The sequence below is a fragment of the Halorubrum vacuolatum genome (assembly GCF_900188065.1).
GTDB lineage: Archaea > Halobacteriota > Halobacteria > Halobacteriales > Haloferacaceae > Halorubrum > Halorubrum vacuolatum.
The window spans coordinates 139,895-153,076 of the sequence record NZ_FZNQ01000007.1 but is presented as its reverse complement, the minus strand read 5'-3'; the positions used below and the strand labels follow the sequence as shown (position 1 = coordinate 153,076).

The 13,182-nt window shown below is 68.8% G+C and carries 11 protein-coding genes; 7 read left to right on the top strand and 4 right to left on the bottom strand.

The genetic code is table 11. The features are described from left to right. Positions 1-345 precede the first annotated feature (345 nt). Positions 346-900, top strand: coding sequence for a GMP synthase subunit A (locus CHB65_RS08750; protein WP_089384676.1), 555 nt, complete (start codon positions 346-348; stop codon positions 898-900). 41 nt (positions 901-941) lie between these two features. Here CHB65_RS08750 and CHB65_RS08745 read toward each other — a convergent pair whose 3' ends face one another. Further along, on the bottom strand, positions 942-2,378 hold the full coding sequence (locus CHB65_RS08745) for a DHH family phosphoesterase (protein WP_089384675.1): 1,437 nt from the start codon (positions 2,376-2,378) through the stop codon (positions 942-944). 46 nt (positions 2,379-2,424) lie between these two features. Beyond that, complete coding sequence (gene folP, locus CHB65_RS08740; RefSeq protein WP_089384674.1) at positions 2,425-5,019, bottom strand: dihydropteroate synthase; 2,595 nt, start codon at positions 5,017-5,019, stop codon at positions 2,425-2,427. 167 nt (positions 5,020-5,186) lie between these two features. Between folP and CHB65_RS08735 the strand changes: the two genes are divergently transcribed. Then, positions 5,187-7,346 carry an acetate--CoA ligase family protein gene (locus CHB65_RS08735; protein WP_089384673.1) on the top strand — a complete coding sequence of 720 codons (2,160 nt, stop codon included), beginning with the start codon at positions 5,187-5,189 and terminating at the stop codon, positions 7,344-7,346. Continuing rightward, complete coding sequence (locus tag CHB65_RS08730; RefSeq protein ID WP_089384672.1) at positions 7,339-8,400, top strand: phosphotransacetylase family protein; 1,062 nt, start codon at positions 7,339-7,341, stop codon at positions 8,398-8,400. The genes CHB65_RS08735 and CHB65_RS08730 overlap by 8 nt, the downstream gene beginning before the upstream one ends. A gap of 462 nt (positions 8,401-8,862) precedes the next feature. On the opposite strand, the gene CHB65_RS08725 is transcribed toward CHB65_RS08730, so the two are convergent. Then, positions 8,863-9,813 (bottom strand): dihydrodipicolinate synthase family protein, encoded by a 951-nt coding sequence (locus CHB65_RS08725; protein ID WP_089384671.1) that lies wholly within the window; start codon positions 9,811-9,813, stop codon positions 8,863-8,865. 149 nt (positions 9,814-9,962) lie between these two features. Here CHB65_RS08725 and CHB65_RS08720 point away from each other — a divergent pair, with 149 nt between their 5' ends. After that, positions 9,963-10,892 (top strand): DUF5995 family protein, encoded by a 930-nt coding sequence (locus CHB65_RS08720; RefSeq protein ID WP_089384670.1) that lies wholly within the window; start codon positions 9,963-9,965, stop codon positions 10,890-10,892. Between the two features lie 36 nt (positions 10,893-10,928). On the opposite strand, the gene CHB65_RS08715 is transcribed toward CHB65_RS08720, so the two are convergent. Further along, complete coding sequence (locus CHB65_RS08715) at positions 10,929-12,038, bottom strand: aminopeptidase P family protein (protein WP_089384669.1); 1,110 nt, start codon at positions 12,036-12,038, stop codon at positions 10,929-10,931. A 95-nt stretch (positions 12,039-12,133) separates the two neighbouring features. Between CHB65_RS08715 and CHB65_RS17415 the strand changes: the two genes are divergently transcribed. The 3 genes from CHB65_RS17415 to CHB65_RS08705 all read left to right on the top strand — a co-directional run bounded on the left by CHB65_RS17415 (position 12,134) and on the right by CHB65_RS08705 (position 13,173). Continuing rightward, positions 12,134-12,271: a hypothetical protein gene (locus CHB65_RS17415; protein ID WP_179213624.1), complete on the top strand. Its 138-nt coding sequence runs from the start codon at positions 12,134-12,136 to the stop codon at positions 12,269-12,271. A gap of 77 nt (positions 12,272-12,348) precedes the next feature. Then, positions 12,349-12,585 carry a DUF7543 family protein gene (locus CHB65_RS08710; RefSeq protein ID WP_089384668.1) on the top strand — a complete coding sequence of 79 codons (237 nt, stop codon included), beginning with the start codon at positions 12,349-12,351 and terminating at the stop codon, positions 12,583-12,585. Between the two features lie 222 nt (positions 12,586-12,807). Further along, positions 12,808-13,173: an HVO_A0114 family putative DNA-binding protein gene (locus CHB65_RS08705; RefSeq protein ID WP_245809936.1), complete on the top strand. Its 366-nt coding sequence runs from the start codon at positions 12,808-12,810 to the stop codon at positions 13,171-13,173. Positions 13,174-13,182 lie beyond the last annotated feature (9 nt).

The following is a 13,182-nucleotide window of genomic DNA, read 5'->3' as shown; positions in this document are numbered from 1 at the left end:
CGTGCTCTGTGGCACGGAATACAGGTCGGTCTCTTGCGCCCCATGTCTTGTGTCACGCTCTCATGGAGTAGCAGCGTTTCCATCGAGTCAGCACGCCGCTCGTGTCAGATCTGCGGATGTTTCAACGGAGCCAGGCGGGAGGATGTCTGAAGGAGCGGATTCCAACGGATCCAGACCGGGCCCATAGACGCGGTATGCGGACCGAAACGGGAGTATATAAACCGCGGCCAGCACCCCGTTTCGATCCACATATGTGGATCAAATAGGCATGAGGGAACCACAACCGACCATATCCCTGCGGTGTCCTTCCGAGCGCTTTTTGTGTCGCACCGTCCAACCGCCGGCATGACCCGGATCGTCGTGGTCGACCTCCACGGCCAGTTCACCCACCTCGAGCACCGCGCACTCCGTGACATGGGCGTCGACACGGAGATCATCGACGCCGACACCCCCGCCGAGGAGGTCGACGCCGACGGCGTCGTCCTCTCGGGCGGCCCCGACATGGACCGCGTCGGCAACGCCCCCGACTACCTCGCGGGCGACGCGCCCGTCCTCGGGATCTGTCTCGGGATGCAACTCGTCGCGGTAGAGTCGGGCGGCGAGGTCGGCCCCGGCGATTACGGCGGCTACGCCGACGTCGACGTGGAGATCGTCGACGAGGACGACCCGCTCATCGGCTCGCTCGCGCCCGAGACCCGGGTGTGGGCCTCCCACGCCGACGAGGTGAAGGAACTCCCTGAGGGGTTCACCCACACCGCGACGAGCGACGTCTGTGGGATCGAGGCGATGTCGAACGTGGAGGCGGGCCTCTACGGCGTCCAGTGGCACCCCGAGGTGGCCCACACCGAACGCGGCGAGGAGGTCTTCGAGAACTTCGTCGCGATCTGTGAGGAGCGGTAACCGAAAAACGGCGTCGGCTACTCCGTCGAAAACGGCGTCGGCTACTCCGTCGAAAACGGCGAATCCGCCCCGGTCGGCGCCGCAGGCGGATCGCGGACCGCCTCGAAGAACCGCTCGGAGATGGCCTCGGCGACGACCTCCGGGAGCGACTCGTCGGCCGCCACGTCCGAGAGGATCCCGAGCGGCACCTGCGCGCCGGCCATGTTCGCGTGCCCGCCGGCCGAGCCGATGGGATCTAACGCCTCCCGAAGCAGTTCGCCGACGTCGACGTCGGCCCCGCGGGACCGCGCCGACCCGAAGATCGTCCCGTCCATGTAGCCGTAGACGAAGGTGACGGTGACGTCCTCGATGTCGAGCAGCCGTTCGGCCGCCTGCGCGAGCGCGTCGCGGTCGCCGATCTCGCCGACACAGGAGGCGACGATCGAGCCGCGAACGTCCCGGCGCTCGATCGCCCGCGCCAACACCCGGAGCGTCTCGGGGGTCACGCTGGGGCTTTCGACGCGTCGAAGGACCGACTCGTCGGCGAACGGCACGAGTTCGGCGGCCGCCTCGATGTCCTGCGGGGTGGTCTCGCGGGTGAGATCCTTCGTGTCGATCCGAATGCCGTACAGCAGCGCCGTCGCGAGCCGCTCGTCCGGCTCGATCGCGAGCCGTGAAAGGTACTCCTGAATCAACGTGCTCGTCGAGCCGAGCGCCGGTCGGACGTCGATGAATCGGCCCGCGACCGGTCCACGGGGCGGATGGTGGTCGATCACGATGTCGACCGGGGTCCCCTCCGGAAGCCCGTCGTTGATCCCGGCGCGTGAGTGGTCGACGAGCGCGATCCCGTCGTACTCGTCGACAACGACGTCATCGAAGGTCCGGAGGTCCAGATCGAGCAGGTTGACGAGCGCCCGGTTCTCCTGATGAGCGATCTCGCCGCCGTGGACCCGGTCCGCGGGGACGCCGACGGCCTCGGCGATCCGGGCGAGGCCGAACGCGCTCGCGATGGCGTCCGGGTCGGGGTTGTCGTGTGCGACGATCAAAAGCGGCCCAGAGAGGTCACGCAGCGTCTCGAGGAGCCGAACCGGCCGATTTCCCGAATCGTCGTCGACGGCGTGAAGCACGCGCGCTTCGAGCGCCTCGGCCGGGTCGAGCAGCCGATCCGCCGTGGCTCGCAACGCGTCACGGTGCTCGGGGCGTGGAGCCGTCCCGACGTGCGCGACGATCATCGCGTTCGGGTAGCGTCGGCGGGCGGCCGCCGCGGCCGCGACGTTCCGGGCCGGGTCGGCGTCGGCGATCAGCACGACGTCGGCGGCGTCCGGATACACGCTCGGATCGGTCGGGTCCGCCTCCGCGGTGACGACGTTCTCGTCCCGAAGCGTGGACGTCCACCCGGTGTCGTCGGTCACCGCATAGAGCTCGCCGGGCGCCTCACGGACGCGCTCGACGAGCGCATATCCGACCGAGCTGCAGCCGAGCAGGAGACGCCGAAGCATGGACGTGGGTGTGGGGCGACGACAAAAAACGCTGCCGGCCGGCGGATCACTCCGGGTCGACCGCGTTCGGGTCCCCAACGGCGCGGGCGACGTCGACGGCCGCGCGGTTCTCGGCGACATCGTGGACCCGAACGAGGTCGGCACCGCGGGCGGCGGCAAGCGCGGTCGCCGCGACGGTCGCGTGTTCGCGGTCGTCCGGGTCACGGCCGATCGCCCCGAAGAGCGACTTGTGGGAGTGCCCGACGAGCACCGGACAGTCGAGCGCGGCGAACTCGGGGAGTCGACCGAGCAGCGCGAAGCTCTCCGCGGCGGTCTTTCCGAAGCCGATACCCGGATCGACGATCACCCGCTCGCGGTCGATCCCGGCGATCTCCGCCAGCCGAAGCCGTTCCTCGAGGATCGCGATCACGTCGGTCACGACGTCGTCGTACTCCGGATCGGCGGTCGGGTCGACCGGGGCATCCGTGCTGTGCATGAGCACCACCGGGCAGCCGGCGTCGGCGACGACCTCGCGCATCCGGGGGTCCTCCAAGCCTGTGACGTCGTTGATGATGTCGGCACCCGCCGCGAGCGCGGCCTCCGCGACCGTCGGCTTTCGCGTGTCGATCGAGAGGAGGACGTCGCCGTCGGCGACCGCCGCCACGTCGTGGAGCGCCTCCAACACGGGGACGACCCGGTCGATCTCCGCGTCGGCCGGGACCGGATCGGCGCCGGGCCGGGTCGACTCGCCGCCGACGTCGATCACGTCCACGCCCGCCTCGACCATCCGTTTCGCGCCGGCGACCGCATCATCGAGCGCCTCGTGAACGCCCCCGTCATAAAAGGAGTCGGGCGTCACGTTGAGGACGCCCATCACCGCGGTCCCGTCCGTCCAGGGATACGGGTCGATCGAGCCGGCGGCGTTGCCGTCGTCGTCATCGATCGAATGGGTGAGGAGCCGGTCACGAAGGTCCGCGGCGATCCCGGGAAGTCCGTCGACCGGCGGGGTGGCGTTTCGGCCGGCGCGTTCGAGCCGGTCACAGAGCGCCCGGAACGTCGCGCGGGTGGCCGAGAGCACGACCGGGACGAGCTCGCCGCCGGCCGCGCCCGCCCCGCCGATGACGGCCGTCCCGCCGAGCGCCCGCAGTTCGCCACGGATGTACCGCGCCTGCTCCCCGCGGAGCTGACACGTCAGGACCCGGGTATCGATCGCCTCGGCGGCCGCGGAGGGCGTCTCGCCGTCCCCCGATCGGCCGTCGATCGGGGCGGCCGCCCGCTCCAGGACGCCCGCGGCGTCGGTCGCGTCCCGAACCGTCAGGGGCGTCACCGTTCGTGTTTTCGCCGCACGGGCCTCGGCGACGGCATAGAGCGAACCGAACAACAGCACGCAGTCGTCGGCGTCGGCGCGGTCGAGTGCGCGGTCGAGCGCGTCCGCGACCCCCTCACCGGCGGTCACGTCCGGGAACCCGGCACGGCGCGCGGCCGCCGCCAACACCGCCGGGTCCTCGGCGCGGTCGGTGTTCGTCCGACAGGTAACGACGGACGCCGCCGTCGGGAGCGCACCGATCGTCCCCGCATGATCCTTGTCGTGCATCGCGGCGTAGACGAGGTGAAGCGCGTCGTAATCGTACTCGGCGAGCGTTCCGGCGACCGTTTCGCAGGCGGCCGGGTTGTGTGCGCCGTCGAGGATGACGAGCGGATCCGTCGAGATCACCTCGAACCGACCCGGCCACGTCGCCCGCGCGAGCCCGTCTGCGACCGCGCGCTCGTCGACCCGCCCGTCGGAGTCCGCAGCATTCCCCCCGAGGGCGTCGACGGTCCGTCGGGCGAGTGCGACCGCGACCGCCGCGTTGGTGGCCTGATGTGTCCCGACGAGCGGGATGCGGTAGGTCCCCGTCACCTCGCCCGAGAGCGTCACCGCGGCGTCGGTCGGGCTCACCCGGCCCTCGTAGGTGGCCCGAAGGGCCGGCGAGTCGGTCCCCTCCCCGTCGACACCCGGGCCGACCACCGTCGAGACGGGCGCGCCGGCGTCCGCGGCGACCTCCCGAAGCACCCGAAGGGCCTCCCCGTCACACGCCGTCACGAGCGGCGTGCCGTCGGTGGCGATGCGTGATTTCGTCCGGGCGATCTCCGCGACCGAGTCGCCGAGGACGGACGTGTGTTCGAGCGAGACGTTCGTCACCGCGGTCGCGACCGGATCGACCGCGCTCGTGGCGTCGTACTCGCCGCCCAGCCCGACCTCGAGGACCGCGACATCGACGTTTCGACGGGCGAACTCGTCGATCGCCATGGCCGTGACGACCTCGAAGAGCGTGAGCGGCTCGCCCGCCGCCGCGCGGTCGATGAGCCACGGCCGCACCCGCCCGATGAAGTCGGCGATCGCCGACCGCGTGATCGGCAGCCCGTCGACGTGAACCCGTTCGGTGAGCGATTCGAGGTGTGGGGAGGTGTACAAGCCGACGGAGAGGCCCGCCTCGCGGAGTATCGATTCGACCAGCCGCGCGGTGCTTCCCTTGCCGTTCGAGCCCGCGATCTGCACGAACGGAACCCCGTGTTCGGGATGATCGAGGTGTTCGAGGAGCGCCTCGACGCCCTCGGTGCCGGGACGCATAGAGAAGCGGCGGAGGTCGAACAGGAAGCGAACCGCCTCGTGATACTGCATGGGGGAAAACTCGTGACGGCGTCGCTTATGCATACCGGCCAGCCGCGAGGCGTCATGGAGGAGGCGGATCGGCGGACAGCATCGGCGAAGAAACGATCGTGATTGACTCGGCTACCGAAGCCCGTCCCACAGGTATTTAATCACCCACCGGGCGTATCCCACGCCCGATGAGTATGCTCAACGAGATGTTCGACCCGGATCGGGTCGCCGTCGTCGGCGCGACACCTCGCGAGGGGTCGATCGGCCGCGCGGTCACCTCGAACTTGCTCGAGGATTTCGACGGCGAGACGGTACCGGTCAACCCGAACTACGACGAGGTGCTTGACACGACGTGTGTCGGCGACATCGGGGACGCCGACGCCGACGTCGCCGTCGTCGTCGTCCCGCCGTCGATCGTGCTGGACGCGATCGAGGCGTGTGGCGCCGCCGGAACGCGGAACGTCGTCGTCATCACGGCCGGGTTCGGCGAGACCGGCGAGGAGGGCGCGAACCGCGAGCGGCGGCTCGCCGAAATGGCCGACGAGTACGAGTTGAACCTCGTCGGCCCGAACAGCCTCGGGATCATGTCGACGCCCTCGGGGATGAACGCGACGTTCGGCCCGGAGAACGCGCTCCCCGGCGGGCTCTCGTTTATGAGCCAGTCGGGCGCGTTCATCACCGCCGTGCTCGACTGGGCGAACGACCACGGCGTCGGCTTCAAGGACGTCGTCTCGCTCGGCAACAAGGCCGTCCTCGATGAGACCGACTTCATCGAGTACTGGGGGAAAGACGAGGGGACCGACGTCATCATCGGCTACCTCGAAGGGATCGAGAACGGCCGGGCGTTCATCGAGGCCGCCCGCGAGACCACCCAGGAGACCCCGATCGTCGCCGTGAAATCCGGCCGTACCAGCGCCGGCGCGCAGGCGGCCTCCTCACACACCGGCACGCTCGCCGGCTCCGAGAAGGCCTACGAGGCCGGCCTCGATCAGGCCGGCGTCATCCGTGCGGAGTCCGTCGACGAACTCTTCGACGCCGCGGGGATCCTCGGCAACCAGCCGGTGCCCGAGACCGACGGCGTCGCCATCGTCACGAACGCCGGCGGCCCCGGCGTGATGGCGACCGACGCCGTCGGCGACTCGGTCCTCGAGATGGCGTCGTTCACGGCGGAGACCACGGAGGCGCTCCGGGACGCGATGCCCGAGGAGGCGAACGTCCACAACCCGGTCGACGTCATCGGCGACGCCGATATCGATCGGTTCCGTGAGGCGTTGGAGATCGTCGCCGACGACGACAACGTCGGCGCGGTGCTCGTGTTGTCGGCGCCGACGGCCGTGATCGACTTCGGTGACCTCGCGGAGGCGACCTGCGAGGTGAACGAGGTGACGGAGGCACCGATCGCGGCCTGTCTGATGGGCGGCGATCGGACACGGGAGCCGAAACGGCTCCTGCAGGAGCGCGGGATCCCGTGTTATTTCGACCCGGCCCGCGGGATCGAAAGCCTCGCAACGCTCGCGAAGTACCGGGAGATCCGCGAGCGCGAGTACGCCGAGCCGATGGCCTTCGACGTTGACCGCGAGCGTGCGTTCGAGATACTCGCGTCGGTCCACGACCGCGACGACAACCGCCTCGGCGTGGAGGCGATGGAACTGCTCGACGCCTACGGCATCCCGACCCCCGAGGGGGCGATCGTCGACTCCCCGGAGCGGGCGGCCGAAGTCGCCGAGGGGATCGACGGCGACGTGGTCATGAAGATCGTCTCGCCGGATATCCTGCATAAATCCGACATCGGCGGCGTCGCCGTCGGCGTGTCCGATGCGGACGCCGCGGACACCTACGAGGACCTGATCACGCGTGCGCGAAACTACCAGCCGGACGCGACGCTGCTCGGCGTACAGGTTCAGGAGATGGTCGACCTCGACGACGGCGTCGAGACGATCGTCGGCATGAACCGCGACCCGCAGTTCGGGCCGCTGCTCATGTTCGGGCTCGGCGGCATCTTCGTGGAGGTGATGGAGGACACCACCTTCCGCGTCGCGCCCGTCTCCGAACCCGAAGCGCGCGAGATGACCGAGGAGATCCGATCGGCACCCTTGCTGCGCGGGGCCCGCGGCCGCGACCCCGTCGACATCGACGCCGTGATCGAGACGATCGGGCGGCTCTCACAGCTCGTCACCGACTTCCCGGCCATCCTCGAACTCGACATCAACCCGCTCGTCGCGCTGCCCGACGACGACGGATCGAACGCCGCCGCCGTCGACGTGCGGCTCACCGTCGACCCCGAGACGCTCCCGAACGACCCCACCCACCTCACCGACTCACCCGAACCCACCCAGACCAATGACTGACACCACCACCACGCTCGTCACCGCCACCGGAGAACACACCGGAAAGACCGCCATCACCCTCGCGCTCGCGCGACTGGCCGCCGACCGCGACGGGTCGGTCGGCTACATGAAACCGAAGGGAACCCGCCTCCGCTCGAACGTCGGCAAGACGCTCGATGAGGACCCCATGCTCGCCCGCGAGGTGCTCGGGCTCGACGCCGAGATGCATCAGATGGAGCCCGTCGTCTACTCGCCGACGTTCATCGAGGGGGCCATCCGCGGCACCGAGAACGTCGAGGCGCTCCACGAGCGCGTCCGCGAGGCGTTCGATGAGCTCGCCGCCGACCGCGATCGGATGTTCGTGGAGGGCGGCGGCGACTGGACGACCGGCGGCGTCGTCGACCTCACCGACGTGGACGTGGCCGAACTGCTCGATGCCCGCGTCGTGCTCGTCGCCGACTACGAGACGCCCGGCGATCTCGACGAGGTGCTCGCGGCGGCGGACGCCTTCGGCGACCGGTTCGCCGGCGTGATCTTCAACAAGGTCTCCGATTCGGCGTTCGACTCGCTCGACCGCGACGGTATCCCCTTCCTCGAGTCGAAGGGGATCACCGTGCTCGGGGCCATCCCACGAAAGAAGGAGCTTGCGGGCGTCACCGTCGCCGACCTCGCCGACGAGCTCGGCGCGGAGCTGCTCACCGACGCCCCGACCGACGGGTTCATCGAGCGGTTCCTCGTCGGGGCGATGAGCGGCGACGAGGCGCTCCGTCACTTCCGGCGCGCACGCGACGCCGCGGTCATCACCGGCGGCGACCGCGCCGACGTGCAGGCGGCCGCCCTCGACGCCTCCGGCGTCGTCTGTCTCGTGTTGACCGGCGGCCACCGGCCCTCGGGTGCGGTGCTCGGGAAGGCCGCCGACGCGGGCACGCCGGTGCTCGGGCTCACCACCGACACCGTCACCGCCATCGATCGGATCGAGTCGATCGTCAGCGGCGGGCGCACCCGCGACGAACGGACGGTCGACACGATGGCCGAACTGCTGGCCGCACACGTCGACGTCGACGCGCTCGTGTAAGCGGCGTCGACGCGCTCATATACTGGGCGTCGACGCGTGCATATGAGCGGCGTCAGCGAGGGGTTAAGGACGTCAACGCATCCATCCGAACGGAGTCGACACCATCCCATACGGGGCGGTTCAGCAATTTCGAGGCGGAGCCCCCGGCCTCAAGGAGCGAGGCGCGTATGCGCCGAGGGAGTAGGGAGGGGTAGTTCACTGCCGCTCTGCCGACGGATCGAGTGAACACCGAAAATATTCGGTGTTGTTTTTATTTCAATAGGCTCTCACGTTGTCGGTGGGGAGGAGGCACACGACGACCCGTTTCAGGGCGCACACGACGTCCCCCGACGTGTGCGCCAGCATCCCGTCGATCGGACGGACCATCCCGTTCGACCGGACACCCGTTTTTATCCTGCATCGCCAGGTCGGCAGTCTTACTTATCAAAGCGCGTTCGGTCCCCTCGCGCGCTTTCGCCCCCGTTAGTGCTCCAACAGCGACATCGCGTCCGTCATGGCTGCGCGGAGCACGTCCGGGTCGCACTCGGCGAGCGGCGGGCGGACCGTCGTGGAATCGAGGACGCCGCGAACCGAGAGCGCCGCCTTCGTCGCCGGCGCGAAGCCGTGGGTCGCACACGCATCGAACAGCGAGCCGATCGCCTCGTGCAATTCGGTGGCCCGGGCGTCGGGGGCGCCGCCGGCGGCATCGGTCGGTGCAGCGCCGACCATCGCGGCCTCCGGTTCGTCGTCGACGACCCGCGAAAGCTCCGCGAACGCCTCGGGGATCACGTTCGAGAGCGCGTGCACGCCCCCGGTCGCCCCCGCGAGCAGCGAGGGGAGAAACAGCGAGTCGAACCCCTGGAGCGTGGCGAAATCCGCCGGTGTTTCGCGCAACAGCCGCAGGAAGCCGGTGAAGTCCCCGCTCGAGTCCTTGAACCCGACGACGTTCGGATGGGCCGCGAGCGCGACGGTCGTCTCGGACGAGAGCGGATTCCCCGTACACGAGGGGATGTCATAGAGGAAGACCGGCAGCGGAGCGGTATCGGCGACACGTTCGAGGAAGGCACGGTTGCCGCCTTCGGCGGATTCGGCGTGATAGTATGGCGGGGTGACGACGACGGCATCCGCGTCGGCGTCGGCCGCCCGTTCCGCGTGATCGAGGACGTCCCCGAGCGCCGTATCGGAGACGCCCGCGAGGACGGGTCGGCCGTCCGCGTTCGCGACCGTCGTCTCGACGACCGCGGCGCGCTCGGCCGCCGTCAGGCTGGCACACTCGCCCGTCGTCCCGTTCGGAAAGAGCCCGGCGACGCCGCCCTCGACGGCGTGGGTGACCACGTCGGCGAGCGCCTCGTGGTCGACCGAGGTAGGGGTGGATCCCGCAAAGGGTGTCACGAGCGGCGGGGTGGCCCCGCGAAGCTCCATGGTGAAGTCCATGCGCGCCCATCCAACCCCGGCAACGTAGGGGTTTCCCTCCCGGCGACCCGCAAACGGAGGAAGGCACTCGGTGCGCCACGGGCCGAACGCAACGCTGGATATCCGAGGCCGGGGGTGACATTCAAGAGGGCTCACCGTGACCTCCCCGGATGAACGGCGGATCGCTCACGAGGGTGCTGGCGGATCACGAAACCCTCCGGGCGCTGATCGAAAGCGTGCGGGCGAGTTCCTCGACGTTCGCGCTCAGCGTCGAGGACGACCCGGAACTGCTCGAACCCGTCGAGGAACCGTTCACGTCCGTCGAGGACGTTCGGGATCGACTCGGCCGGCTCGAAGCGCGTCTCGTCGACAATGGTGACCGGCGCTCGGTGTTTCTCACCGTCTACACCGAGATGACCGATCGAACGATCCGCGCCATCGAGGCCGGGACGTTTCACGACGCCGAGTGGATGCGCCGGTACCTGATCCGCTTCGCCGAATACTACCGGCGGGCGTTCGTCTCGTTCCAGCGAGGGGCGTTCGAGGCGGTTCCGGACCCGTGGATCGTCGCCTTCGGCGCGGCGGTGCGCGGGGACACCCTCGTCGTGCAGGACGCCTTCCTCGGGATCAACGCACACATCCTCTATGACCTCGCGTTGACCCTCACGGACGTCGGGATCGACCCGAACCGGGCGAGGAAGTACACTGACCATCGACGGATCGACGGGATCCTCGAACGGCTGGTGGGCGTCCAGCGGGAGCTGCTCGCCGAGCAATATGCGCCCGGCCTCTCACGGATCGGTACCGGGATGCGGGGGCTCGACGAACGGTGGGCCGGAACGGGGCTCCGGCACGCACGCGAGAAGGCGTGGCGGATCGCCGTGGTGCGTACGGACGCACGACTCGGGATCATCGAGGCGAGCACCGAGCGGCTGCTCCGGCGGAGCGCCACCGGGAGCGCGTACCTGTTGTTGCGGCCGAACGTGCGTCCCTCGGCGATGGAGATCCTCCGCGACGTGGAGGCGGATCGGTTCGACCTCGAATCGTACGTCCGTACCTTTCACGAGCGGGCGGCTGCAGAGATGGCGGGGGACGAGTGAGTCGAGTGGGTTGCACACCCACCACCCGCACCGTCGTCAGCGCCAGCCGCGATCCGTCCGATTCAGCCGCTCGGCACCGTCTTCGGTGACGACGACGAGGTCCTCGATCCGACAGCCGAATCGCCCGGGAAGGTAGATCCCCGGCTCCACCGAACAGACCATCCCCGGCTCCAGGGGTCGGTCGTTGCCCGCGACGAGGTAGGGCTCCTCGTGGACGTCGAGGCCGACCCCGTGACCCGTCCGGTGGACGAACGCGTCGCCGTAGCCCGCCTCCTCAATGATCTCGCGGGCGACCCGGTCGACCGCCCCGGCCTCGATCCCCGGCTCGATCGCGTCGACGGCGGCCGCCTGCGCCTCGCGGACGACCTCGTGGACCGTCCGGTATTCCTCGGGCGGGTCGCCCGCGAGCACGAGCGTTCGGGTCTGATCGGAGGGGTAGCCGTCGACACGGGTGCCGAAATCGAGAACGACCGGGTCGCCCTCGCGTATCTCGCGATCCCCGCTTCGATGGTGTGGCTTCGCGCCGTTCGGGCCGGAGCCGACGACCGTCTCGAAGGAGACCCCGGAGCCGCCGTGGGCCGCCAGCCGGTCGCCGATCCACGTCGCGAGCCCGCGCTCGGTGCTCCCGACGTGTTCGTGGGCACCCTCTCGGAGGTCGGCGACGACCGCGTCGGCGACGGCGGCCGCCTCCCGTAGCGCCGCCAGCTCCGCCTCGTCCTTGCGGATCCGGAGGTCGACGAGCGCCTCGCTCGCGAGCCCCCACGTCGCCGCCGGCGCGGCCGACCGGAGGTCCTGCGTGAACCGGGCCCACATCCGGTCGTCGACGAGCAGGTGGCCATCGCGGAGGTCGCGGTCGGCCAGCAAGGCCCGGACGGCCTCGACGGGGTCCTCGCCGTCGTCCCACGTCCTGATCTCGGCAACGGTCGTCCCCTCGCGGATCTGCGTCCCATACAACGCCGGGACCAACAGCGCGGGGTCGCCATCGGCCGGGAGCACGAGGAAGAGGTGGCGCTCGCCGGGCTCCTCGTAAAACCCGGTGAGATACTGGAGGTTCCGGCTCGGGAAACAGATGAGCCCATCGGCACCGATCGCGTGGAGCCGATCGGCGGCCCGAATACGTCGTTCAGAATACATATCTTCGGCCATGTACGGAGTCGGTCCCGACCGAGTATATAAGGTAGGGTCGCTCAACCGGCCATCAAGCGGCTCGTTACTAAGTCGGATCCACCGAATGGTGAGGTATGGCGATCCAGGAATCCTCCACGTTCGACTGTCCGAGCTGTGATATGAAAGCGCCCTCGACGGCGGTTCCATACGACCCCCTCGGCTACGTGGTCTGTCCGGCTTGCGCGTACAGCGGCGGGCCGGAAGACGGGTAGTCGATCGCGACGGCGACAAGCCAGCGAGCCGACGAGCGACCGCGCGTTTTATCCCCGCGTCACGTCGGGACGTGTGTATGGAGACGGAGTGGACGGTGTCGCGCGAGGACGACACCATCACGGAGTGGCAGCGATCGGACGGCTACGCGACCGTCAGGGTTCGCGAACGCGGTGACGGTGCGTACGTCGTCCGACTCGACGTGATGGAACAGGCCGTCGACGGCCGCGTCTACGAGCGCGAACGATATCCGGATCGCGAGACGGCGACGGCTCGTGCGGCGGAATGGCGGACAGCATACACGCTGGCGGAGTGATCGGGGTCAGAGCCGACGGCATAGAGATACGTGAACGTGACGTCCCTGCTCATACGTGTAGACATATATAAACGGCGGCACCCTGCTGTCTGCGCGCACGTTCCGACATCTTCAGGCGATGTTTGACCCCTTTTGAGTCATAAACCTGGAGACGATTCACCGCGGACACGACCGAACAACACTTATATCGTTGTGCTTGTAACACAACGTGAGTGAATATCAATGTCCGACACCGACGTGGAATCTCCTGTCGCTTCCAAGCACGATGCCGAGCATGACCGAGCGACACGGCGGGCCGAGATGGCGCGAGCGTTGGCGCGTGGAGGGATGGAGGGGGTGCAGATCATCACCTGGGAGACCGCGGATGAGGTGGTAACCCCGAAGCGGCGAGAAATAATCGAATTGCTCGGTCGAACTGACGTACCGTCCGTCAGGGCGCTCAGTAGGGAACTCGAACGCGACAAAGCGCAGGTGAGCCGGGACCTCGCGCTGCTCGCCGAGCACGGAATCATCCGATATGAAACGCGGGGCAACGCGAAGCAACCCCGGTTGACGCAGAAACACCTGGGCGTGGAATTGATCCACTAGAGAGTAATA